This window comes from Stenotrophomonas sp. 96582_Sma (assembly GCF_056480905.1).
In genome coordinates this window covers 3,847,571-3,872,179 of the sequence record NZ_CM151122.1, presented here as the reverse complement: position 1 = coordinate 3,872,179, position 24,609 = coordinate 3,847,571, and the positions used below count along the sequence as shown (strand labels likewise).

Annotated in this window: 18 protein-coding genes; 11 read left to right on the top strand and 7 right to left on the bottom strand. The window is 66.9% G+C overall.

From position 1 onward, the window contains the following. The first annotated feature begins 41 nt into the window (after positions 1-41). Positions 42-1,676, top strand: a complete 1,635-nt coding sequence (locus ACZK2R_RS18125; RefSeq protein WP_180838170.1) for an NAD+ synthase — start codon at positions 42-44, stop codon at positions 1,674-1,676. Between the two features lie 839 nt (positions 1,677-2,515). Here ACZK2R_RS18125 and ACZK2R_RS18120 read toward each other — a convergent pair. Then, positions 2,516-3,718: a lipase family protein gene (locus tag ACZK2R_RS18120; RefSeq protein WP_180838171.1), complete on the bottom strand. Its 1,203-nt coding sequence runs from the start codon at positions 3,716-3,718 to the stop codon at positions 2,516-2,518. A gap of 190 nt (positions 3,719-3,908) precedes the next feature. After that, the gene (locus ACZK2R_RS18115; RefSeq protein WP_110713341.1) at positions 3,909-4,796 is read right to left on the bottom strand and encodes an outer membrane protein assembly factor BamD; all 888 of its coding nucleotides are present in this window, start codon (positions 4,794-4,796) and stop codon (positions 3,909-3,911) included. 113 nt (positions 4,797-4,909) lie between these two features. On the opposite strand from ACZK2R_RS18115, the gene rluD reads away from it, so the two are divergent. The 4 genes from rluD to ACZK2R_RS18095 are packed head-to-tail and all read left to right on the top strand — an operon-like array spanning position 4,910 to position 7,608. Beyond that, positions 4,910-5,899 carry a 23S rRNA pseudouridine(1911/1915/1917) synthase RluD gene (rluD, locus tag ACZK2R_RS18110; protein ID WP_180838172.1) on the top strand — a complete coding sequence of 330 codons (990 nt, stop codon included), beginning with the start codon at positions 4,910-4,912 and terminating at the stop codon, positions 5,897-5,899. After that, the gene (gene pgeF / locus ACZK2R_RS18105; protein WP_180838173.1) at positions 5,899-6,669 is read left to right on the top strand and encodes a peptidoglycan editing factor PgeF; all 771 of its coding nucleotides are present in this window, start codon (positions 5,899-5,901) and stop codon (positions 6,667-6,669) included. The genes rluD and pgeF overlap by 1 nt, the downstream gene beginning before the upstream one ends. Positions 6,670-6,689: 20 nt before the next feature. Then, on the top strand, positions 6,690-7,196 hold the full coding sequence (locus tag ACZK2R_RS18100; protein WP_180838174.1) for a DUF4166 domain-containing protein: 507 nt from the start codon (positions 6,690-6,692) through the stop codon (positions 7,194-7,196). Then, positions 7,171-7,608 carry a thiol-disulfide oxidoreductase DCC family protein gene (locus ACZK2R_RS18095; RefSeq protein ID WP_032128816.1) on the top strand — a complete coding sequence of 146 codons (438 nt, stop codon included), beginning with the start codon at positions 7,171-7,173 and terminating at the stop codon, positions 7,606-7,608. The genes ACZK2R_RS18100 and ACZK2R_RS18095 overlap by 26 nt, the downstream gene beginning before the upstream one ends. Before the next feature lie 124 nt (positions 7,609-7,732). Here the strand turns inward: ACZK2R_RS18095 and otsA are convergent, their stop codons facing one another. From otsA to ACZK2R_RS18075, 4 genes are all read right to left on the bottom strand, one after another. Further along, on the bottom strand, positions 7,733-9,097 hold the full coding sequence (gene otsA / locus ACZK2R_RS18090) for an alpha,alpha-trehalose-phosphate synthase (UDP-forming) (RefSeq protein ID WP_032128815.1): 1,365 nt from the start codon (positions 9,095-9,097) through the stop codon (positions 7,733-7,735). Beyond that, a complete protein-coding gene (locus ACZK2R_RS18085; RefSeq protein WP_180838175.1) occupies positions 9,094-10,875 on the bottom strand; it encodes a glycoside hydrolase family 15 protein in 1,782 nt (593 codons plus the stop codon). Before ACZK2R_RS18085 ends, otsA begins: the two co-directional genes overlap by 4 nt. Before the next feature lie 39 nt (positions 10,876-10,914). Then, positions 10,915-11,673 carry a trehalose-phosphatase gene (gene otsB / locus ACZK2R_RS18080; RefSeq protein WP_032128814.1) on the bottom strand — a complete coding sequence of 253 codons (759 nt, stop codon included), beginning with the start codon at positions 11,671-11,673 and terminating at the stop codon, positions 10,915-10,917. Between the two features lie 147 nt (positions 11,674-11,820). Next, positions 11,821-14,256 carry a TonB-dependent receptor plug domain-containing protein gene (locus ACZK2R_RS18075; protein ID WP_180837820.1) on the bottom strand — a complete coding sequence of 812 codons (2,436 nt, stop codon included), beginning with the start codon at positions 14,254-14,256 and terminating at the stop codon, positions 11,821-11,823. Positions 14,257-14,472: 216 nt separating this feature from the next. On the opposite strand from ACZK2R_RS18075, the gene ACZK2R_RS18070 reads away from it, so the two are divergent. The 4 genes from ACZK2R_RS18070 to ACZK2R_RS18055 all read left to right on the top strand — a co-directional run bounded on the left by ACZK2R_RS18070 (position 14,473) and on the right by ACZK2R_RS18055 (position 19,990). Next, positions 14,473-14,955, top strand: a complete 483-nt coding sequence (locus ACZK2R_RS18070; RefSeq protein ID WP_125892749.1) for a DUF3574 domain-containing protein — start codon at positions 14,473-14,475, stop codon at positions 14,953-14,955. A 36-nt stretch (positions 14,956-14,991) separates the two neighbouring features. Continuing rightward, a complete protein-coding gene (locus ACZK2R_RS18065) occupies positions 14,992-15,849 on the top strand; it encodes an XAC2610-related protein (protein WP_125892751.1) in 858 nt (285 codons plus the stop codon). Between the two features lie 133 nt (positions 15,850-15,982). Then, positions 15,983-17,701 (top strand): thiamine pyrophosphate-dependent enzyme, encoded by a 1,719-nt coding sequence (locus ACZK2R_RS18060; RefSeq protein WP_180837821.1) that lies wholly within the window; start codon positions 15,983-15,985, stop codon positions 17,699-17,701. Between the two features lie 684 nt (positions 17,702-18,385). Continuing rightward, a complete protein-coding gene (locus tag ACZK2R_RS18055) occupies positions 18,386-19,990 on the top strand; it encodes a SulP family inorganic anion transporter (RefSeq protein WP_180837822.1) in 1,605 nt (534 codons plus the stop codon). A gap of 79 nt (positions 19,991-20,069) precedes the next feature. On the opposite strand, the gene ACZK2R_RS18050 is transcribed toward ACZK2R_RS18055, so the two are convergent. Continuing rightward, positions 20,070-20,780, bottom strand: coding sequence for a glutathione S-transferase (locus ACZK2R_RS18050; RefSeq protein ID WP_180837823.1), 711 nt, complete (start codon positions 20,778-20,780; stop codon positions 20,070-20,072). 170 nt (positions 20,781-20,950) lie between these two features. Between ACZK2R_RS18050 and ACZK2R_RS18045 the strand changes: the two genes are divergently transcribed. Both ACZK2R_RS18045 and clpB read left to right on the top strand, forming a co-directional pair. Beyond that, a complete protein-coding gene (locus ACZK2R_RS18045) occupies positions 20,951-21,772 on the top strand; it encodes a DUF3014 domain-containing protein (protein ID WP_180837824.1) in 822 nt (273 codons plus the stop codon). Between the two features lie 181 nt (positions 21,773-21,953). Continuing rightward, complete coding sequence (gene clpB / locus ACZK2R_RS18040; protein ID WP_180837825.1) at positions 21,954-24,539, top strand: ATP-dependent chaperone ClpB; 2,586 nt, start codon at positions 21,954-21,956, stop codon at positions 24,537-24,539. The last annotated feature ends 70 nt before the right edge of the window (positions 24,540-24,609 follow it).

Genomic DNA, 24,609 nt, shown 5'->3' with positions numbered 1-24,609 from the left:
AGCGCTACAATGGGCACATTGCAACCACAGGCTGGATTCCCATGGCTTCGATCCGCATCGCGATGGCGCAGTTCGACTTCCCGGTCGGCGATGTCGCCGGCAACACCGAGCGCATCATCGAGATGATCGGCCAGGCGCGCGACGAGTACGGCGCCGAGCTGGTGATGTTCCCCGAGCTGGCGGTGAGTGGTTATCCGCCGGAAGACCTGCTGCTGCGCCCGGGCTTCCTGTACGAGTGCGAGCAGGCGATGGCCCGCATCGCTGCTGCCTGCCGTGGCATCACCGCCGTGGTTGGTTGGCCGCAGGCGGCCGGTGCGGTGGTCTACAACGCCGCCAGCGTGCTGCGTGACGGCCTGGTCGAGCAGACCTACCGCAAGCGCGAGCTGCCCAACTATGCGGTGTTCGACGAGCGCCGCTACTTCGATGTCGATCCGGATGGCGGCAGCTGCGTGTTCGAGGTCAACGGCATTCCGGTCGGCCTGCTGATCTGCGAGGACCTGTGGTTCGCCGAGCCGCTGGCCGACACCGTGCGCGCCGGTGCGCAGCTGGTGGTAGTGCCGAATGCCTCGCCCTACGAGCGTGGCAAGCATGCCCAGCGCGATGCGGTGCTGGCCGCACGCACCCGTGAGAGCGGGGCGGCGATCGCCTACCTCAACGTGGTCGGTGGCCAGGACGCGCTGGTGTTCGACGGCGCCTCGGTGGTGGCCGATGGCGACGGCACCGTGCACCCGGCCGCCGCCGCCTTCGTCGACCAGTGGCTGGTGGTGGAGTACGACGGTGAAAGCCGCCGCTTCATGCCGCACGTGTGGATGGACGATGGCGACGAGAGCATGGACGCGCTGGCCTGGCGCGCAGTGACCCGTGGCATCCAGGACTACTGCCGCAAGAACGGCTTCAAGAAGGTGTGGCTGGGCTTGTCCGGCGGCATCGATTCGGCGCTGGTGCTGGCCATGGCCGTGGACGCGATGGGCGCGGAAAACGTCACCGCCGTGCGGTTGCCGTCGCGCTATACCGCGGGCCTGTCCAACGACCTGGCCGCCGAACAGTGCCAGGCACTGGGCGTGAAGCTGGAGGCGGTATCGATCGAGCCGGCGTTCAAGGGCCTGATGGAATCGCTGGCGCCGATGTTCGAAGGCACTGCGCCGGACGTGACCGAAGAGAACCTGCAGTCGCGCAGCCGTGGCGTGATCCTGATGGCGCTGGCCAACAAGTTCGGTGGCCTGCTGCTGACCACCGGCAACAAAAGCGAATACGCGGTCGGTTACGCCACCATCTACGGCGACATGTGCGGTGGCTATGCGCCGCTGAAGGACCTGTACAAGACCGAAGTGTTCGGGCTGTCCAAGTGGCGCAACACCGTGGGCGGCGCGCCGGTGATCCCATCGGCCGTGATCAGCCGCCCGCCGTCGGCCGAGCTGCGCGAGAACCAGCTGGACCAGGATTCGCTGCCGGCCTATGACGTGCTGGACGGCATCCTGTACCGCTACATCGACCAGGAGCAGTCGCGCACGGAGATCGTTGCGGCCGGTTACGACGCGGCCGTGGTCGACCGGGTGCTGCGCCTGGTGCGCATCAGCGAGTGGAAGCGGCACCAGGCCGCGCCGGGGCCGAAGGTCTCGCGCCGGGCATTTGGCCGCGAGCGTCGTTACCCGATCAGCAACGGCTACAAGGGCTGAAGCTGCGGTTGGCGGGTAGTGCCGGCCGCTGGCCGGCAACCCGTATACCGCGCATCCACGCATGGCGTGGCTCTACTGCGTCCGGTAGTGCCGGCCGCTGGCCGGCAACCCCGCATACCGCGTATCCACGCATGGCGTGGATCTACTGCGTTCGGTAGTGCCGGCCGCTGGCCGGCAACCCCGCATACCGCGTATCCACGCATGGCGTGGCTCTACTGCATCCGGTAGTGCCGGCCGCTGGCTGGCAACCCGCATACCGCGTATCCACGCATGGCGTGGATCTACTGCGTTCGGTAGTGCCGGCCGCTGGCCGGCAACCCGTGTACCGTGCATCCACGCATGGCGTGGCTCTACTGCGTTCGGTAGTGCCGGCCGCTGGCCGGCAACCCGTATACCGCGCATCCACGCATGGCGTGGCTCTACTGCGTTCGGTAGTGCCGGCCGCTGGCCGGCAACCCCGCATACCGCGTATCCACGTATGGCGTGGCTCTACTGCGTTCGGTAGTGCCGGCCGCTGGCCGGCAACCCCGTATACCGCGTATCCACGCATGGCGTGGATCTACTGCGTTCGGTAGTGCCGGCCGCTGGCCGGCAACCCCCTATACCGCGTATCCACGCATGGCGTGGCTCTACTCCGTTCGGTAGTGCCGGCCGCTGGCCGGCAACCCCGTATACCGCGTATCCACGCATGGCGTGGATCTACTGCGTTCGGTAGTGCCGGCCGCTGGCCGGCAACCCCGCATACCGCGTATCCACGCATGGCGTGGCTCTACTGCGTCCGGTAGTGCCGGCCGCTGGCCGGCAACCCCGCATACCGCGTATCCACGCATGGCGTGGATCTACTGGGCGTCCTCAAGCAGCTGTTCGAGGCTGGCAGTTTCCGCAGCGTCGTTGAAGCGTCCGTCCCCCAGTCGTGCCCGCACAAACGCCAGGCCATCCGCCGCCGCCGCATCCAGCGTGCCGCGGTGGTCGACCGGGTAACGCCGGAACGCGACCGGCTCGCCTCGCAGGGCCAGGCCTGCGGCATACAGCAGGGTGGTCAGATAGGGCACATCGCGGTCCTCGCTGCCGTGGCCCAGCATCAGCGGTTGGCTGAAGCCGCGGCGCGGTACACCGAGATAGTCGTACAGCACCGCCCAGATGCCCGGCACGCTGGTCAGCGGTGCAGTGAACATGCTGCCGGTATCTGCACCGTCCAGCGTGGTGGCCAATTCGCCCAGGCACTGTTCGCGTGCCACTGCCACGCGGGCGCGACCGGTGTCGCTGAGGACGCGGTCGATCTGTGGCGCAACCTGCAAAAGACCGTCGAGCAGATACGCGTGATACGCGTTGAGCGCGCCAGGATTGGCGGTGCGGTTGTCCGGCTTCATCACCAGCGCAGTCAGCTCGACGGCGGTGGGCGTGCCGGTGGTGAAGCTGCCGCGGTAGTGCAGGGAAGGGCCACCATAGGTGGGCGCCAGATGCCCGGCTGTGAGGGCTGCAGCGCCACCCTGTGAATGACCGACCGAGACCCAGCGCGGCGACAGCGCTGCGTTGCCCAGGTACTGGCGGCTGGCCTTGACCAGGTCGATGGCATTGCGCGCGGCCGTGCGGACGTGCAGATAGGCATGCTCGCCGGGGCTGCCGAGCCCCTGGTAGTCCGCGGCGATCACCGCATAGCCCTGGGCCAGGAACTGATCGAGGAAGCGCCCGTCGCGTTCGGGTTGGTAGGGGCCGGACACCGAGGGCGCGCAGCGATCTGCGATGCCCTGGGTGCCATGTGCCCAGGACACCACCGGCCAGCCGCCCGCTGGAGCCGCGCCGGCGGGCAGGTACAGCAGGCCGGTGCCTTCGGCCAGTTGGCCGCGAAGATCCGGGGTGCGGTAGTGGAGCTTGTAGGCCTGCACAGCCTTGGACGGCACCCATGACGCGCGATAGGGGGCAGCAGACAGCAGATCGCCCGGTGCACCCGGTGCGGCAGCCAGGGGTGCCGAGGACAGCGCCAGCAGGGCGGTGGCGAGGAGGCAGGCGAGGGGGCGGAAACGGCGGGGCGGTAGGGTCATGGGGCGCTCCTTCACGGCCGGGATGGCCGTTGCGCCGCAGTGTGGAGGGCGTCGCCGGAGCGGGATGCGACCGGCGTCGCATCCGCCGGGAATTCGTAGAATTCCTAGTGTCGTGGTCCATGGGCGCACGAACCCTCCACGCATGGCGTGGATCTGCCGACAAAGAAAAGGCCCCTTTCGGGGCCTTCTTTTACTTCTTTTCCAGTCGCGCGTTGCGCTGGCCGGTGCTGGCGGACTTTTCGCCGGCGAACGGGTTCAGCTTGCGGATCATCCACGGGTACTTCGGCCACTTGCCTTCCAGCCACGGGTGGTCCGGCTGGTTCAGCTGCAGGACGCGGCGGGCATCGTCGGCCAGGGTCTTGTTGCCCAGGTGGGTGTAGGAATCGGCCAGCACAGCCACGGCGTCGTACTGGAACGCGCTCTGCGGGTAGGTTTCCAGCAGGTAGTTGGCGCGGCCGGCGGCCGAGACCCAGGCGCCGCGGCGCATGTAGTACAGGGCGTTGTCCAGCTCATGCTGGGCGAACACGTCACGCAGCTCCAGCATGCGCTGGCGCGCATCGGCGGCGTAGCGGCTGTTCGGGTAGCGGTCCACCACGATGTTGAAGTCCGAATACGCCTGGTGCGGCGTGGACAGGTCGCGGCGGCTGGCATCCAGCGACCATACGCGGCGCAGGAAAACCGTACTGCGGTTGGAGTTGGCCAGGCCGCGCAGGTAGTACAGGTACGCGATGTTGCGATGGGTCGGGTAGGTACGGATGAAGCGGTCGATGCTGGACACCGCGTCATCGTGCTTGCCGGCCTTGTACTGCGCGTAGGCGGTCTCGATCATCGCCTGTTCGGTGTACGGACCGTACGGATACTGGGCCACTAGGCGGCGGAAGCTGGTTTCAGCGCCGCTCCAGTTGCCACCCTGCATCAGCTTGTGGCTCTTCTCGTACAACTGTTCGACCGGCGTCCCTTCATCGGGGCGATCCCCCTTCTTGGCACCACGGTGGCAGCCGGTGGCGGCGATGACCAGCACCAGCAGCAGGGCGGTGAGGCGGACGGGCGCGGAGAGCATGGCGGAGCGTCGGATCATGGGGTCGAGGCGGGACGCGGCTGGAATACGAAGGGTCGATGATAGCCTAGTGTCCTGTCCAGCGACTGAAACCGGCCGCCGGGACCCCAAAATTTCAAAGAATGCCCCCTGCCATGTCTGAACAACCCTCTGAATCGGCCCGCCATGCCATCGTCCCCGACACCGCTGCCGGCCGTCGTTTCGACGCCGTGGTGGCCGAACTGTTCCCCGAATACTCGCGTTCGCGCCTGACCGAGTGGATCAAGGCCGGTGAGGTGCTGCTGGACGGCGCCCAGGTGCGCCCGCGCGATCCGCTGCGCGGCGGCGAGCTCGTGACCCTCAATGTGGTGCTCGAGACCCAGACCGACGCCCAGCCGGAGGACATCCCGCTGGACGTGCTGTTCGAGGACGAGCACCTGCTGGTGATCAACAAGCCGGTCGGCCTGGTGGTGCACCCGGGCGCGGGCAACCACAGCGGCACCCTGGTCAACGCCCTGCTGTTCCGCGACCCGTCGGTGGCGGTGCTGCCGCGCGCCGGCATCGTGCACCGCCTGGACAAGGACACCAGCGGCGTGATGGTGGTGGCCAAGACCCTGGAAGCGCAGACCGCACTGGTCGAGCAGCTGGCCGCGCGCGACGTGCACCGCCAGTACCTGGCCATCGTGATGGGGGCGCTGGTGGCCGGCGGTACCGCCGATGCCCCGATCGACCGCCACCCACGCGACCGCCTGAAGATGGCCGTGCGCGAGGACGGCAAGGAAGCGATCACCCATTACCGCCTGCGCGAGCGCTTCCGTGCGCACACCGCGCTGGAGTGCCGCCTGGAAACCGGCCGTACCCATCAGATCCGCGTGCACATGGCGCATGTGCGCCATCCGATCATCGGTGACCCGCTGTACGGCGGTGCGCTGAAGCTGCCCAAGGGCGCCAGCGATGAGCTGGTAGCCGCGCTGCGCGGCTTCAAGCGCCAGGCCCTGCACGCCGAGACCCTGGAGTTCACGCACCCGATCACCGGTGAGCCGGTGCGCAACACCGCGCCGGTGCCGGACGACATGCTGCACCTGATGAAGGTGCTGCGCGAAGACAGCGAAGCTTTCGCCGCACGCGAGCGGGACCGCTGGTGATGGCCGCCGCGTTGCCTTTGCTGCAGGCGGACTGGCCGGCGCCTCCGGGCGTCCATGCGCTGACCACGCGTCGGCACGGTGCGGGCATTTCGCCGGCGCCGTTCGCGCAGTTCAACCTGGGCAACCGGCACGCGGCCGATGGTGATACCCCGGCCAACGTGGAGCACAACCGGCAGCTGCTGCAGCAGGGGCTGGCGCTGCCGTCGGCACCGCACTGGCTGCGCCAGGTGCACAGCAGTACCGTGCTGCACTTCAACGCGCCGCCAGTGGCCGGTGCCAGCGAACCGGTAGCCGACGCCGCGGTGACCTCGGTGCCGGGCGTGGTGCTGGCGATCCTGACCGCTGACTGCCTGCCGGTGGTGTTCGCCGCCGTCGATGGCAGCGAGGTGGGCGCTGCGCACGCCGGCTGGCGTGGGTTGGCCGACGGCATGCTGGAGGCCACCGTGGCCGCCATGCACACCCCGCCGGCGCAGCTGCGCGCCTGGCTGGGCCCGGCGGCCGGACCGGCCGATTACGAGATCGGCGAAGAGGTCTTCCACGCCTTCGTCGGCCATGATCCGGCGGCCGAGGCGGCGTTTGTGGCGACACGCCAGGGGCACTGGAAGGTGGATCTGTTCGCGCTGGCGCGGCAGCGGTTGCAGGCGGCGGGGATGGATCCGGCGCAGGTCTATGGCGGCACGGTGTCGACGATGGCCGATCCGGACCTGTATTCGCACCGGCGCGACCGTCGCACCGGGCGCATGGCGACCCTGGCCTGGATCGCGCCCTGACCTCGCCGCTGTTCGCGCGCGTGCTGGGGTCGGCCTTCGCCACCCTGGCCGCGCCGGTGCAGGCGCTGCATGCCGTGCCGTTGCCTTGCCGCTACGTGGGGCAGGCGCGCATCGTGAGAGGGCGGCACTGGCTGGTGCCGCTGCTGGCCGCGTTGGCGCAGTTGCCGAAGGACGGCGACGCGCTGCCCACCGAAGTGGCGTTCAGTGCACACGGGCAGGGCGAGCAATGGGCACGACGATTCGGTCGCTGGCCGATGGTGTCGCGGCTGTGGGTACACGAGGGATACCTGCGCGAGCAGTTGGGCGCAGCGCGCTTCGAGTTCGACCTGCAGGCCCGCGAGGGTGGCATCGACTGGTCGGTGCGGCGGGTCTGGGCGTTCGGGCTGCTGCCGCTGCCGAGGCGCTGGTTTGGTGGTGTGCGTTGCCGCGAAGCCTGGCAGGGTGAGCGTTACACTTTCCTGGTCGATGTGACCTTGCCCTGGGCCGGAGCCCTGATCCGCTATGAAGGCTGGCTCGAACCGCAGTGATTCCGCCGCCGAGGCCGGCAGCGCGGTGATCGTGTTCGATGGCGTGTGCGCGCTGTGCAACCGCTGGGTGCGCTTCCTGCTGCGTTTCGACCGCAAGGGCCGCTACCGCTTTGCGGCGATGCAGGGCGCGCAGGGCAGTGCGATGTTGCGCGCGCATGGGCTGGACCCGCAGGACCCGATGTCGTTCCTGCTGCTGGACGAACAGGGCGCCTGGACCGATACCGATGCGATCCTTCGCGTGCTGGCGGGGCTGGGCGGCGCCTGGCGCCTGACCGGTGCATTGCGCGTGCTGCCGCGCAGTTGGCGTGATGCCGCATACCGCGCGCTGGCCCGCAACCGCTACCGCTGGTTCGGGCGGCATGATGCCTGTTACCTGCCCGCACCGGAGCAGGCCGCGCGGTTCCTGGATTGATCGCCGGCCTTCTGTAGAGTCGAGCCATGCTCGACTGTTTTTTTTTCCCTGCCGATAGCAGTCGAGCATGGCTCGACTCTACAAGAGCCAGTCGAGCAGGCTCGACGCTACAGGCGCGGCCTCGTCAGCCTTCCAGCGCGTCCAGGTAGCTGCGGCGCCAGTGGTTGATGTCGTAGGTGCGCAGGTGCTCCATCATCGCGTGCCAGCGTTCCTTGCGCCTGCGCAGCGACATCGTTGCCGCGGTGGCGATGGCGTCGGCCACGCCGTCCAGATCATGCGGGTTCACCAGCAGCGCCTGCTTGAGTTCGTCGGCGGCGCCGGCCAGCAGCGACAGCACCAGCACGCCGGGGTCTTCCGGGTCCTGCGACGCCACGTACTCCTTGGCTACCAGGTTCATGCCATCGCGCAGCGGCGTGACCAGGCCCACTGCCGCCGCCCGGTAGAAGCCGGTCAGCGTGGCATGGGTGAAGTTCTGGTTGACGTAGCGCAGCGGCGTCCAGTCCGGTTCGGCGTGCCCACCGTTGATGTGGCCGGCGATCTGTTCCAGCTGGCTGCGCAGCTGCCGGTACTCGGTGACATCGCCGCGCGAGACCGGGGCGATCTGCAGGTAGGTCAGCGAGCCGCGCTGATCCGGATGGCGCTCCAGATAGCGCTCGAAGCCGAGGAAGCGTTCGGGCAGGCCCTTGGAATAGTCCAGGCGATCCACGCCGATCGCCAGCTGGCGGTCACGCAGGCTGTTGCGCAGGTTCTTCACAGCGGCCTTGGTGGCGGCGGTGCCGGCCTGTCGCGCGATCAGCTCGGTGTCGATACCGATCGGGAACGCCGCCGCACGGAAGCGGCGCCCGCCCGGTGCTTCCAGCTCGCCGTTGTCGAGCACGCGGCCGCCGCCGAACAGGCGCAGGTAGGTCTGGAAGCGATCGGCGTCGCGCTGGGTCTGGAAGCCGACCAGATCGTAGGCGTACAGCGCGGAGAACAACCGAAGGTGGTCGGGCATGGCCTGCAGCAGGTCGGCCGACGGCATCGGGATGTGCAGGAAGAAACCGATGCGGCAGCCGATGCCACGCTCGCGCAGCAGCGCACCAAGCGGGATCAGGTGGTAGTCGTGGATCCAGACGATGTCGTCCTCGCGCAGCAGCGGCGCGAGCTTGTCGGCGAACAGCGCGTTGACCTTATGGTAGGTCTCGCGGGTGCCCCGGTCGTAGTCGACCAGATCCAGGCGGAAGTGCAGCAACGGCCAGAGGGTGCGATTGGCGAAACCGTTGTAGTAGCCATCCACCTCGCGCTTGCTCAGGTCGAGGGTGACGAATTCGATATCGCCATCCTTCTGCGTGTGCAGCGTGCCGCTGCCGTCGCGCACGCTCTTGCCGCTCCAGCCGAACCACATGCCGCCACGTTCCTTCAACGCGGCCAGCAGGCCCACCGCCAGGCCGCCTGCACGGTTCTCGCCCGGTACGGCCACACGGTTTGAAACCACCACCAGACGACTCACGATGCCTCCTGCCAGGACCGCGACAGGCGCATCGCGGCGGTGATCAGGCCGACGTGCGAATAGGTTTGCGGGAAATTGCCCCAGGCCTCGCCGCTGTCGAAGGCCAGATCCTCCGACAGCAGGCCCAGGTGGTTGCGCTGTTTCAGCAGCAGCTCGAACATCCCGCGTGCTTCGTCCATGCGCCCGATTGCCGCCAGCGCATCGATGTACCAGAAGGTGCAGATGGTGAAGCTGGTTTCCGGTTCGCCGAAGTCATCCGGCGCGATATAGCGGTACAGCGAGTTGCCATGCTTGAGGTCGCGCCCGATGGCGTCGACGGTGGCAATGAAGCGCGCATCCATCGCGTCGATGAAGCCGATGTCGGCCAGCAGCAGCAACGAGGCGTCCAGCCGATGACCACCGAAGGTGTCGGTGAAGTGGCCCAGCTCCTCGCTCCAGGACTCGGCCATGATGCGCGCATGGATGGTGTCGGCACGCTCGCGCCAGTAGTGGGCGCGGTCATCGCGCTTCAGGCGCACGGCGATCTTGCACAGGCGGTCGCAGGCGGCCCAGCACATCGCGCTGGTGTAGGTGTGCACTTCGGTGCGGCCGCGGAACTCCCACAGGCCGGCATCAGGCACGTCGTGCAGGGCGAACGCCTGTTCACCCAAGGGTTCCAGGCGGGCGAAGGTGTGCGCATCGCCCGGGTCCTGCAGGCGCCGGTCGAAGAACAACTGCGTGGACGCCAGCACCACGCTGCCGTAGACATCGTGCTGGCGCTGCACCCAGGCCAGGTTGCCGCGCCGCACCGGGCCCATGCCACGGTAGCCGGACAGGCTGGGTACTTCGTCCTCGTCCAGCTTGGCCTCGAAGCCGATGCCATACAGCGGCTGCAACGTGCCATCGGTGGTGGCCAGGTTGAAGATGTAGCCGAGGAACTGTTCCATCGTGCGCGTTGCGCCGAGGCGGTTCAGTGCGCGCACCACGAACGCGGCATCACGCAGCCAGCAGTAGCGGTAGTCCCAGTTGCGCACGCTGCCGGGCGCTTCCGGAATGGAGGTGGTCATTGCCGCGATGATCGCGCCGCTGTCCTCGTACTGGCACAGCTTCAGGGTGATCGCACTGCGGATCACCGCGTCCTGCCATTCCAGTGGAATGGACAGGTAGCGCACCCATTCGCGCCAGTAGTCGCGGGTGCGCTGGAAGGCTTCCTGCACATAGCCACTGATCGAGCGGTTGAGCGATTCATCCACGCCCAGGATCAGGTGGATGGGATGGTTGAGCACGAACGGCAGGCCATCGCGGATGAAGCGCACCGGCACGTCGGTGGTCAGCCGCAGCACGTGTTCGGGCAGGACCCAGCGCACGTGGTTGCTGCCCCAGGTGGACTCGGGCACGCGTGCGCCCCAGTCGGCCAGTGGCCGTGCGTGCACGGTGATGCGTGGGCTGCCGGCCAGTGGTCGTACCTGGCGGATCAGGCTGACCGGTCGGTAGAAACGGTCGTTCTGGCGCCAGCGCGGGGCGAAATCAAGGATTTCCAGTTCACCACCGTGCGCGTCGCGCAGCACGGTACGCAGGATCGCGGTGTTGGTCAGGTATTCCTGCTCGCTGCTCGCGAAGTCCTCCAGCTCGATGGCGAAGTCGCCACCCGTCTGCTGGTTGGGGCCGAGCAGGGCACAGAAGGTGGGGTCGCCGTCGAAGGTGGGCAGGCAGCTCCAGACAACGCGGGCACGTTTGTCGACCAGGGCGCCGAAGCTGCCGTTGCCGACCACGCCCAGATCAAGATCGGGTTGGGTCATCACGCGGTACATCTCGGTTGCGGCCGTGGGGTGGCCGGGTCAATAGGCATTCTCACGCAGCCAGGCGTGCACGCTGCGTATGTCGGGCAGCGCGAACACGGCTTTGCTGGGTTCCCGTTCGCCTACCAGTACGCTCCAGCCATGCTGGCCATTGGCGGCGTCGAAGCCGAACTCATCGGTCAGGTCATCGCCGAGGAATACCGGCAGGCGGCCGCGGAACGGCAGGTACTGCATCATCCGGCGCACGGCACGGCCCTTGTCGGTGCCGACCGGAACGAATTCGACCACATGGTCACCGGGCTGTAGGCGATAGCTGGCACGGCCACGCACATGGCGGTCGGCGAAGGCGCGCACATCACTTGCCGCGTGCGGCGCACCGCGCCAATGCAGCGCCAGGCCGACGCCCTTGTCTTCCACCAGCACGCCGGGATGGCCATGGGCAAAGCGCATCGCCTGCTGGTGCAGCGCGTGCAGCCACTCGGCGGTGTCGTCGTCGTGTTCGTCGCGCAGGACGCGACCGTCTTCGCCGCGCAGTTCGTGGCCATGCAGGCCGGCGGCGGGCAATTTCAGGGGAGCGAACAGTTGATCCAGCTGTTCAAGCGGGCGACCACTGACCAGTGCCACGGCACCTTCCAGGCGGTCGCTGATACGGCCGATGGCTTCACGCACATCCGGCAGAAGCTGCACGGCATCCGGGCGTGCAGCGAATTCGATCAGAGTGCCGTCGACATCGAGGAACAACGCACAGGCGTCATCCAGCAATGGCGGTGGCGGACGCAGGGGGAGCGGTTCAGCCATGACGCCCAGCTTGCCAGCGTGGGCGTGTACGTGGGGTCGAGGGCAGGCTACGAATCAGGGTAGTGCCGGCCGCTGGCCGGCAACCTCAGGGTGCATCCATGGACCGTGACGTTGCCGGCCAGCGGCCGGCACTACCGGACTGATGAATCAGAACGTATAGCGGACGCGGCCGTAGTAGTACGCGCCATTGCTGCCGATTGGCGACAGCACGTCGTACGGCAGGTTGCCGAAGTAGTGGATATCGCTGTTGGATCGATCCGGGTAGTTGTCGGTCAGGTTCTGGCCACCGATGGCCACGCTCCACTGCGGGGTGATGCGGTACTCGACTTCGGCATCCAGCTGCCATTCGGCCTGGTAGGTCTGGCGCGGGATGTAGCCGTCACCGAAGTTGAACACGCGGGTGGCGCTGCCATAGCGGTTCACGCGGGTGCTCAGCGACCAGTGGTCGTTGCTCCAGGCGGCCGAGAAGCTGCCACGGGTACGCGGCGTGGCATCGGTGAGGGTATTGGTCTCTTCGATACCGAACAGCACGTAGTCCGGATTCAGTGCACGCAGTTGTGCCGGCGTGGCCAGCACGTTCTTCAGTGTGGTCTTGGTGTACGCGTAGGTGCCGGTCAGCAGCAGCTGGCCATCGCCCAGCGATTGCCGCCAGTTGCTCACCAGCTCGGCACCGCGGGTGCGGGTATCGGCGGCGTTGACGAAGAAACTGGCGCTCTGAAGGCCGGTGACCCCGTAGTTGGCCGCCACGTAGTCGGTCAGTGCAGCGCCGGTGATGCTTTCCGACAGCGCGATGCGGTCGTCGATGTCAATCTGGAAGAAGTCCAGCGACAGGTCGAAGTGCTCACCGATGCGGCTGGTGAAGCCCAGCGAGGTGTTGATCGACTTTTCCGGCTTCAGATTCTGCGCACCCAGGCCACGTGCGATCGGATTGTTGACCGACAACAGGCGGCCCTGCACAAGCTGGCCGCCGGCGTTGTAGCCGGTGGAGGTGGATTCGTAGCCGATCTGCGCCAGTGACGGCGCACGGAAGTTGTTGGAGATGGCGCCACGCAGCGCGAACGCCGGGGTGAATTCATAGCGCAGGCCGAGCTTGCCGGTCAGTTCACCGCCGAAATCGTCGTTGTGCTCGTAGCGCGCGGCCAGATCGGTGGAGAACTTCTCGCCGAACTGGCTGGACAGGCTGGCGTAGGCGCTGGCGACATCGCGCGACAGGCGGGCCGCATCCTGCGGGGTCAGGCCGCCACCGGCCTGCGAGCCGGTCGGGCGATCGGTGTAGGGGCCTGCGGCGTAGCTGGCCGGGTCACCCGGGCGGGTCTGGTAGCGCTCATGGCGCGCTTCCACGCCCAGGCCCAGGGTGTGGCTGATGCTGTCGCTCTGGGTGAACACGCGGCTCAGATCGAGGTTGCCCACAGTCTGTGCGTACTCGTAGTCAGCGGTCTTGAAGCGGGTCGGGCTGGTTGGGCCCAGCGACGCGTTGAGCGAATCACGCAGGCGGTAGGTGAAGTCGTTCTGGCCGTAATCCAGGCTGCCGTCGTAGCTCCACTCACCCCACTGGCCGCGCACGCCGGCCACGGCCTGCACGTCTCGGTTCTCGCCTTCGGAGATCGGCCGGTAACCGTTCGGATAGACCTGCTTCCAGTTGGCATCGCCATCGGGATAGCGGAAGTAGTTCGCGCCTTCGGTATCACGCTGGTTGAAGGTGCCGAACGCGTAAAACGTCGAGGTCTGGCCCACCGGAATTTCGGTGTTCAGCCACAGGTTGATGTCCTTGCTCTTGCCATCGCCCAGCACATAGTTGCGCTTGCCCTGCAGCGCCAGGTTGTCCGGCGTCTGGTCCCACGGCGGAATCTGGTCGAAGCCGGCGCGGTTGGTGCCGTTGCGGTGCTTGTACTCCAGGCCGACACGCAGGAAGCCGCCGTCCTCACCCAGCGAGGTGCCGACCTTGGCGCTGATGTTGCCGGTCTGGCCGTCGGTGAGGGTGCGGCCGATCGGCTTGAGGTCGGTGTGGTTGGCACCGTAGCTGGCCTCGATCTCGCCGCCGTCGCCGCCGTTGTCGAGGATCACGTTGATCACGCCGGCCACGGCGTCCGAGCCGTACAGCGCACCGGCGCCGTCGCGCAGCACTTCGATGCGCTTGATCGCGCTGACCGGGATCGAATTGAAGTCGACCGGCGTGGTGCCCTTGCCGATCTTGCTGTCGGTGTTGACCAGCGCGGTGTGGTGGCGGCGCTTGCCATTGATCAGCACCAGCACCTGGTCCGGCGACAGGCCACGCAGCTGTGCGGCGCGCACGTGGTCGGCGCCGCCGGAGTTGGACTGGCGCGGGAAGTTGAACGACGGCAGCAGCGCCTGCAGCGCACTGCCCAGCTCACCGTTGACCACGCCGGCCTTGCGGATGTCCTCGGCGGTGAGCACGTCCACCGGCGAGGTGGATTCGAGCACGGTGCGGTCGGCGGCACGGGTGCCGGTGACGATCACGGTGTCGAGGTTGGTAGCGTCCTGGGCCAGAGCCGGGACGGCGGTGGAGGAAAGCGCGAGGGCGATGGCGAGGCCGAGCGGCGACGCGGGCAGGCGGATGGACATGGGGGCTCCAGCAACAACGACGACGGGGAAGGGGGGGAGATAGTTTCACTTACATCCATCCGGATGAAGCGATATATTATCTTCGCGTGATGGCCGGTGCCGATGCAAGCCCCTGCCGGTCCGGCATGAGTTGATGCCCCGTTGGCATCAGCACGCCGGACCGGTGGCGCTGTACGCTGCCGGCTCGCCTTGTCCCCCTTCCCCGGAGCTGTACCGATGAAACACCTTGGCCTCGTCTTCGCCGTGCTGCTGGCCACCAGTGGCTGCGCCAGCCTGTCCTCGCAGGCGCCCAGCGCCTATGCCACGGCCACCACCGCCGAACTGAAGGGCGATGCCGCCCGCCCCTCCGCCGGCCACGGCTGGGTGCGCAGTGAGCTGTACTTCGGCGTGGGCGAGGAGCAGGGCGCCGGCAACCGTCCGCAGGCCGACACCATCAGCGAGACGCAGTGGCGCACCTTCCTGGACAAGGAAGTGACCCCGCGCTTCCCGGATGGCCTGACCGTGTTCGATGCCTATGGCCAGTGGCTGTTCCGCGGCGATGCCTCGCCCAACCGCCTGCGCACCAAGGTGCTGGTGGTGCTGCACGAGGACACCCCGCAGCGCCGTACCGATATCGAAGCCATCCGCCTGGCGTGGAAGCAGCAGACCAAGCATCAATCGGTGCTGTGGTCGCGGCAAGCGGTCGAGGTATCGTTCTGAGTTGAAGGTGCCGCCGCGGTGCCGCAGGGAGCGATGATGAACTACAGGGAATGCCTGCTGGGCCTGGTATTGGCAGGTGTGCTGGCACCGACGGCGCAGGCGCGTGGGGACGATAGCGAAACGCTACGCTTCCAGGTGGCCGCGCATGTGCAGGCGCATGCCGATCCCCAGCAGGACGGCAGCATCGCAGTGCAGCTGTCACCGTCAGGCAAGCGCCAGACGCTGGCGGGTGCGGCGGATGCCGATGGCAATTCGCGATGGTCGCTGGAAGACGTCGATTTCGATGGATATCCGGAACTGGTCGCGCGTGCATCGGTGGGCATGGTCAACGAGGCGGTGGCGGTGTACCGCTTCGACCCGGCCAGTGCCGGGTTCCGCGCGCTGCAGGCCGACACCCATGGCAAGGACAGCTGCGGTGACCTGATGGGGTTGAGCGTGGATGCTGCCACTCGAACCCTGACCAGCAGCTGCCGCAGTGGCCCGATGTGGTACGCCGACCAGTACCGGTTTGCAGGTGCGAAGCTCTATCTCTACCGCAGCGAAAGCGTTCTGATGCTGGGCGACACGGTGAACGCCGCGTTGCAATGGGAACAGAGCGACGAGCAGGGCCCGTTGGCGGTCTGGCGTACCTATGATCCCGCCGGTCGTGTGCTGGAGACCGCCATCGCTGATGGCCTGGGCGCACCGCCGAATGGGCCGCTGCGTGGCCAGCAGGCCACCGTGGTGCCAGCGCGCCTGTTCCTGTTCGACCGACCCGGTGCATCCAGCACCAAGCGTTATCTGGTGCAGGGCGACCACGTGGAGATGCTGGATGAACAGGATGGCTGGATGAAGCTGCGCTACCGCAACCCGAAGCAGGGCGCGGTGGTGGGCTGGATCAACGTCAACGATTGAAGAAAAAAGGGGACGGAGGGAATTAAGTCGTTAACGGCACAAACGACTTAATTCCCTCCGTCCCCTTTTTTTTGCGGTGGCATCACTTCATCGGGTCTAGCCTCGGATGTTCCCCCGTTCGAGGATGTATCCGATGAGCAAGCGCGTGGCCGAAATCGTGGTGGACGCCCTGCGGCAGGCTGGTGTCCGCCGTTGCTACGGCATCGTGGGCGATACGCTCAATCATGTGACCGATGCGATGCATGGCAGTGACATCGCCTGGGTGCACGTACGGCATGAGGAAGTGGCCGCATTCGCCGCCGGTGCCGATTCGCTGGTAAGTGGCGAACTGACCGCCTGCGCCGGTTCCTGTGGGCCCGGTGGCCTGCACTTCATCAATGGCATCTTCGAGAGCAATCGCAACCGCGCGCCGATGGTGCTGATCGCCAGCCAGATCGTCACCAGCGAGCTGGGCATGGAGTTCCCGCAGGAAGTGGACTTCAAGGCGGTGTATGGCAGCTGCACGGTGTTCTGCGAGCAGGTGCACAGTGCCGAACAGGCGCGACGCGTGGTGGCGCTGGCCTGCCAGGCCGCGATCAGCCGTCGCGGCGTCGCCGTAGTGATCCTGCCGGCTGACATCAGCGAGGCCGAGGTGAAGCACGATGTGCCGTTCTCGGTGCACTACACCCAGCCGGTGCTGCGCCCGTCCGACGCCGAACTGCAGCGCATCGCCGAGCTGCTGGGGCAGGGCAAGCGCATCGGCATCTATGCCGGCGCCGGCTGCCAGGGCGCACACCCGCAGCTGCTGGAACTGGCACGACGCCTGCAGGCGCCGGTCGCGCATACCTCGCGCGCCAAGGATTTCGTCGAGCCGGACAACCCGTACAACATGGGCATGACCGGCATCTTCGGCATCGAATCCGGCTTCCACACGCTGATGGAATGCGACACGCTGCTGCTGCTCGGCGCCGACTTCGCCTGGGGCCAGTTCTATCCGGACAAGGCCACGATCATCCAGGTCGACCGCGATGGTAGCCACCTCGGCCGCCGCCATCCGGTGAACCTCGGCGTGGTCGGCGATATCGCACCGACGCTGGATGCCCTGCTGCCGATGCTGCCGCCGCGCGAGGACAGCAGTTTCCTGGACGAGTGCATCGAGCGCCGTGACAAGGCACTGAAGAAGCGCGAGAAGGAAGAGCAGCCCGGTGAGGGCGAGCTGATCCATCCGCAGCACCTGACCGCGCTGCTGTCGAAGTACGCCACCGATGATGCACTGTTCACCGCCGACGGAGGCTCGCCGATGGTGTGGGTGTTGCGCCACATCCGTGTCAACGGCCGCCGCCGCACGCTGACCAGCTTGCTGCACGGCACGATGGCCAACGCGATGCCGCAGGCACTGGGCCTGCAGAAGGCGTTCCCGGGTCGGCAGGTGATCTCGCTGTCCGGCGATGGTGGCCTGGCGATGCTGTTGGGCGATCTGTTGACGGCCGTGCAGGAGAACCTGCCGATCAAGGTGGTGGTGTTCAACAATGGCTCGCTGAACTTCGTCGAGCTGGAGCAGAAGGTGGAAGGCCTGCTGGACAACTACACCGACCTGAAGAACCCGGACTTCGGCCGCTTGGCCGAGGTGATCGGCTTCCACGGCCGCACGGTGACCCGCAGCGAGGATCTGGAGGAGGCGGTGCAGGACTTCCTGGCGCAGCGCGGCCCGGCGCTGCTGGACGTGCATACCAGCCGCGCCGAGCTGGTGATGCCGCCGCAGATCGAGGCCAAGCAGGTGGCCGGTACCGCGCTGTATGCGGCCAAGGCGGTGTTGAACGGCCGCTTCGACGACGTGAAGCATCTGCTGGTGGACAACTTCCTGAAGAAGTAACGGGGTGGGTTTGATGCAGGGCTGCGCCCTGCACCCGCTACGAGCCGGAGCCAGAGCAGAAGCGGGTTTCCTGAGGGATGGCGGGGTGGGTCCGGTTGCGGGGGACGCTGCAAGTACATCCATGTAAGCTCGGTCGCGCCATCCATGGCGCTCACGCCCCCGCAACCGGACCCACCCCGCCCTCGACAGTCTCCTGCGATCTGTCGGAACGGCATATTGCACTGGTGGGTGTCGACCTTGGTCGACACGGTAGATCCACGCCATGCGTGGATGAACGAAAGAATGATCGGAATGATCTTCGGTAGAGCCGAGCCATGCTCGGCTGAGAGGCTTCGCATATGGCAGCCGAGCATGGGCTTGGCGCTACAACGAGAGCCTTCCTTTGCTTTTGATCGTTTGATTCTCTTCCGTGGCTGGAGTCCGCGGGAAACTGTCAGGGGCCGGGCGGGATGGGGCGCGCAGGACCGTTGGCGCCATGGATGGCGCCATCGAGCCCCCAGGGACGGGTTTACGGCGTGTCCTGCGCAGCCCATCCCGACCGGCCCTACCCAGAAATCGCTGTCCGCGACCAACCCAGCCACGAGGGGCCCCGCCGTTGACTGGAACCCATCATTCCACGACGGAATTGGCGCCCGGGCCCCGCTGGGCCTACCATCGGCGGTCCCCACCCCCACCGCCCCTTCCATGTCCGCTCCCGCTTCCGCCGCACCGCGTCGCTGGTTCGTCGCCGGCGACTTCAACGGCTTCTTCGGCCTGGTCGTCGACAACCTCTCCATCCTCGGTTTCATCGCCATGGCCCTGGTCGGGATCTTCCAGTTCCCCGCCGACGTGGTGTTCGGCCGCATGTTCCCCGGCACCGCCTTCGGCGTGCTGGTCGGCAACCTGCTGTACACCCTGATGGCCCGCCGGCTGGCCGCGCGTACCGGCCGCGATGATGTCACCGCCATGCCGCTGGGCCTGGATGCACCGACCAGCATCGGCATGGCGTTGCTGGTGCTCGGCCCAGCCTTCATCGCCTTCAAGCAGCAGGGCATGGACCCGCATGCCGCGGGTATCGCGATCTGGCAGCTGGGCATGGCCGCGCTGGTCATCATGGGCGTGCTCAAGTTCGTGCTGTCGTTCTTCGGCGAAGCGGTCACCCGCGCGCTGCCGCGGGCCGCGCTGCTGGGTTCCATCGCCGGCATCGCGCTGGTGCTGATGGGCCTGCTGCCGCTGCTGGAAACGCTGCGCTCGCCGCTGGTCGGCTTCACCACCCTGGGCCTGCTGCTGTATGTGCTGATCGCCAAGGGCAAGCTGCCGGTGCGTGGCCCGGGCGTGCTGCTGGCCTTCGTGTTCGGCACCGTGCTGTATTACGGGCTGGGCCTGGCCGGTCTGGGCGCGCCGGGCTTCCACGTGCCGGCGTGGGTGCCGCCGCAGGTGGTGCTGCCGCTGCCGACGCTGGGCTTCCTCGACGGCCTGCCCACCGCGATGACCTACCTGCCGCTGCTGCTGCCGTTCGGCCTGCTGATGGTGGTCGGTGGCATCAACGTGTCCGAAAGCGCACGCGCCGCTGGTGATGACTACCGCACCCGCGACATCCTGCTGGTGGAAGCGGTGGCTACGCTGGTGGCCGGTGTCTGCGGCGGCGTGGCGCAGACCACACCGTACATCGGCCAGCCGGCCTACAAGCACATGGGCGCGCGCAGCGGCTACACGCTGCTGACCGGACTGTTCGTCGGCATCGGCGGCATGCTCGGCATCATCTCCGGGCTGGTGCAGTGGCTGCCGCTGGCGGTGCTGGCACCGATCATCGTGTACGTGGCCATCGACATCACCACCCAGGCCTTCCAGGCCACGCCGCGCCACCATACCGGCGCGATGGTGTTCGGTTTCCTGCCGTCGGTAGCGTACCTGCTGGCGATCAAGGCGCCAGGCTGGATCGCACCGGACCAGCTGCCGCAGCTGCTGACCAAGCTCGATGGCCACGGATTGCCTGAGCTGGCGGTGATCTTCACCCTCGGCAATGGCTTCATCATCACCTCAATGCTGTGGATCTCTGCGGTGGCGGCCATGGTTGATGGCCGCCTGCGCCGCGCCTGCGGCTTCCTGCTGGTGGCGGCGGTGCTGACCCTGTTCGGCCTGATCCACTCGGTGGACCCGCGCGGTGGCATCTACCTGCCGTGGGATCTGGACGGCCTGGCGCGCATCATCAGCTGGCAGTTCGCCGGCGCCTATGTGGCATTGGCGCTGCTGCTGGGCCTGCTGTCACTGCAGAAGCAGGCGGTGAAGCCGCTGGGTGAGAACAGCTGACCCCAGAGTAGTGCCGGCCGCTGGCCGGCATCCTCATGGACCTCGGACGTAGTGTGCAGCTGCCGGCCAGCGGCCGGTACTACCGCTCGCCATCCAGTTCCAGGTAGTGGCGGAAGATGCCGTTGGTGTTGAACGGCAATCGCCGTTCCGAGTCCAGATAGGAGGCAATGTTGGGTCGTTTCGCCACCCGCTCCTGCAGCGCGCGCAGCAGGGGCAGGGTCGGTTCCAGTGCCTGCATGCGGCGTGGGAACATGTAGTTCAGCCCGCTCAGCAGCTGGAACAGCGACAGATCCACATACGAGTGCTCGCGCAGTGCATGGCGGCCACCGTTGGCCGCCAGCACCTGCTCGAAGTAGCTGAGGAACTTCGGTAGCCGTTCGCTGCGCAGCGACGCGGCACGTGCCTTGGCCTCGGTCTTCTGCTCTTCGTAGTACTTCGATGCAGCGATCGGATGGTGGGTGTCATGCACCTCGGCCACCAGGTCGGCGATGGTCAGCTGCAACTGCAGCGCCTGCATCCGCCGCGAGGCTGCCTGTGGCACCAGGTCCAGCGTCGGGCCCAGGAAATCCAGGATGGCCGCGACCTGCGCGATGACCTGGCGACCGGCCTTCAGGAACGGCGGCGCGAAGGGCTGCGCACCTTCACTGCTGCCATCGAGAAACGGCTGCATCACTGCATCGCCGTGCACCCGCGCCATGTCGATGTAGTCGGCACCGGCATCTTCCAGCGCCAGCCGCACGAACTCGCCACGGCCCTGGATGCCGGTCCAGTAATACAGCGCGTACTGCATGGCAGTGTCTCCACACGACAAGAGCAACAGCCTCGCGCGCGTCGTGCAAAGCAGGCGTGAGCATGGCTGCAGGTCCTGCCCAACCCAAACCGCAGCCGAACGAAGGGGGAACCCTCGCCGACACGGGGGGTCACACCTTCTCCATGCGTGTGAAAACGAGGTGCTGCATCATGCAGAGTGGAAAGGCGGTATGGCCCTGGGTGCTGGGCGTGGTGGTGATCGGTGGCGCGGGCGGTTGGCTGTTCCGCGACCAGCTGAAGAGCCTGGCGGACGGAGTCTCGGTGCCGGTGCAATCCACTCCCGCCAGCAGCGCCGCACCTCCACAGCCAATGACGGCCGAGCAACCGGCCCCGGCACCGCCACCGATCAGGCACCCGCTGGAGACAGAGGCGGCCGCTGATCCAGCACTGCCGAACTTGGCCGACAGCGATGCGGCGGCCTGGGGCGCGCTGAGCCAGTTGTTCCAGGGCGAAGGGCCGCTGACCCTGCTGCTGCGCGACCACCTGATCCAGCGCCTGGTCACCCAGGTCGATAACCTGGACAAACCCAGCGTGCCACCCACCGCGCTGGCCGCGCGGCCGCTGCCAGGCAGCCTGCAGGTCGAGCCCGGTGAGGGCGGCGAGCGGATCGCCGCCAGCAACGCGGCGCGCTATACGCCCTACGTGCAGGCCTTCACCGCGCTGGATCCGGCGGCGACGGCCACCGCGTACAAGCGTTTCTATCCGTTGATCCAGCAGGCCTATGTCGATCTTGGCCGGCCCGAGGGCTATTTCAACGACCGTCTGGTCACGGTGATCGACCACCTGCTGGAGACCCCGGAACTGGCCCAGGCGCCGCTGGTGCAGCGCGACGAACGGGGCCGCTATCGCTTCGTCGATCCCACCCTGCAGTCACGCTCGATCGGGCAGAAGGCCCTGCTGCGTATAGATCCGGCGCAGGCGCGGGCGGTCAAGCAGCAGCTGCGGGCGATCCGCAGCGCGATCACCCGTTGAACCCTTCCACCGCGCGGAACTGATCGGGATCAACGCGCCGACCACACCCGTTCCGGCATGCTGGCCGCAGGCTGACTGGCCTCGGGGTGCAGTCGCAGTCACCCTTGAAACGGGGTGGGGCAACCGCATCTTTCCAGCATCGCCGGCGCGGGCCGGCCCTGATGACCGATGAGGATTCGCAATGCGGATGGACAAGCTCACCTCGCGTTTCCAGCAGGCGCTGGCAGACGCACAGTCGCTGGCCGTTGGCCGCGACAACAGCATCATCGAACCGGTTCACCTGTTCAGCGCACTGCTGGACCAGCAGGGCGGCAGCACGCGCCCGCTGCTGGCCCAGGCCGGGGTGAACGTGCCGGTGCTGCGCGAGCGCCTGACCGAGGCGCTGGATGCACTGCCGAAGGTGTCCGGCCAGGCTGGCAACGTTTCGATGGGCAACGACCTCGGACGCCTGCTCAATCACACTGACAAGCTGGCCCAGCAGAATGGCGATGCCTTCATTGCCAGCGAGTGGTTCGTGCTGGCGGCGCTGGAAGACAGTGGCACGCTGGGCATGGCGCTGCGCGCCGCCGGTGCCGACAAGACCCGCCTGCAGGCCGCGATCGACAAGCTGCGTGGCGGCGAGAACGTGCAGTCGGAGAATGCCGAGGAACAGCGGCAGGCGCTGGAAAAGTACACCATCGACCTGACCGCGCGCGCCGAGAGCGGCAAGCTCGATCCGGTGATCGGCCGTGACGAGGAAATCCGCCGCACCATCCAGGTGCTGCAGCGCCGGACCAAGAACAACCCGGTGCTGATCGGCGAACCCGGCGTGGGCAAGACCGCGATCGTGGAAGGCCTGGCCCAGCGCATCATCAACGACGAAGTGCCCGAGGGCCTGCGCGGCAAGCGTGTGCTGTCGCTGGACATGGGCGCGTTGATTGCCGGCGCCAAGTTCCGTGGCGAATTCGAGGAACGTCTCAAGGGCGTGCTCAACGACCTGGCCAAGAACGAAGGCCAGATCATCCTGTTCATCGACGAACTGCACACCATGGTCGGCGCCGGCAAGGCTGACGGCGCGATGGATGCCGGCAACATGCTGAAGCCGGCGCTGGCACGCGGTGAGCTGCATTGCATCGGCGCGACCACGCTGGACGAGTACCGCAAGTACATCGAGAAGGATGCCGCGCTGGAGCGGCGCTTCCAGAAGGTCTTCGTCGGTGAGCCGTCGGTGGAGGACACCATCGCGATCCTGCGCGGCCTGAAGGAAAAGTACGCGCTGCACCATGGCGTGGAGATCACCGACCCGGCCATCGTCGCCGCTGCGACGCTGTCCAACCGATACATCACCGACCGCCAGCTGCCGGACAAGGCCATCGATCTGATGGACGAGGCGGCCTCGCGCCTGCGCATGGAAATCGACTCCAAGCCGGAGGAGCTGGACCGCCTGGAACGCCGGGTGATCCAGCTGAAGATCCAGCGCGAGATGCTGAAGAAGGAAAAGGACGAAGCCTCGCGGCAGCGCCTGGCCGATCTGGAGAACGACATCGATGCGCTGGAGCGTGAGTTCTCCGACCTCAATGAAATCTGGAAGTCGGAGAAGGCAGCGCTGCAGGGTGCGACCAAGATCAAGGAGCAGGTCGAACAGGCCAAGCTGGAGCTGGAAGCCGCGCAGCGCCGCCAGGATTTCGCCAAGATGAGCGAGATCCAGTACGGCCTGCTGCCGCAGCTGGAAAAGCAGCTGGCCGCTGCGCAGGAAGCCGAACACAGGGACTTCAAGCTGGTGCAGGACCGGGTCACCGACGAGGAGATCGCCGAGGTCGTGTCGCGCTGGACCGGCATTCCGGTCAACAAGATGCTCGAAGGTGAGCGCGACAAGCTGCTGCGGATGGAAGAGGTGCTGCACAACCGCGTGGTCGGCCAGGAGGAAGCGATCAAGGTCGTCTCCGATGCCGTGCGCCGTTCGCGTGCGGGCCTGTCCGATCCGAATCGCCCGGCCGGTTCGTTCCTGTTCCTCGGCCCGACCGGCGTCGGCAAGACCGAGCTGTGCAAGTCGCTTGCCGAATTCCTGTTCGACAGTGCCGACGCGATGATCCGCATCGACATGAGCGAGTTCATGGAGAAGCACAGCGTCGCCCGCCTGATCGGTGCGCCCCCGGGCTACGTCGGTTACGAAGAGGGTGGCTACCTGACCGAGGCCGTGCGTCGCCGTCCGTATTCGTTGATCCTGCTGGACGAAGTGGAGAAGGCGCATCCGGATGTGTTCAACATCCTGCTGCAGGTGCTGGACGATGGCCGCCTGACCGATGGCCAGGGCCGCACCGTGGACTTCCGCAACACCGTCATCGTGATGACCTCGAACCTGGGCTCGCACCAGATCCAGGACATGAGCGCTGATGACAGCCCGGAGGCCTACACGCAGATGAAGGCGGCGGTAATGGGCGTGGTGCAGGCGCACTTCCGCCCGGAGTTCATCAACCGCCTGGACGACATCGTGGTGTTCCACCCGCTGGACAAGCAGCAGATCAAGCAGATCGCGCGTATCCAGATGCGTGGGCTGGAAAAGCGCCTGGCCGAACGTGGTTTGAAGCTGCTGGTGTCCGATGCAGCGTTCGACCTGCTTGGCAACGTTGGTTTCGATCCGGTGTACGGCGCACGCCCGTTGAAGCGTGCAATCCAGGCGCAGCTGGAGAACCCGCTGGCGCAGAAGATCCTGTCCGGCGCCTTCGTCAACGGCGACACCATCGAAGTCGGCAACGACGGCGGCCACCTGGTGTTCGCCAAGGCGTGAGTCCATCGGGGCGCTGCCTGACCGCAGCGCCCCGTTTCCTGCGGAGTAAGCCGGGCCATGCCCGGCGCTC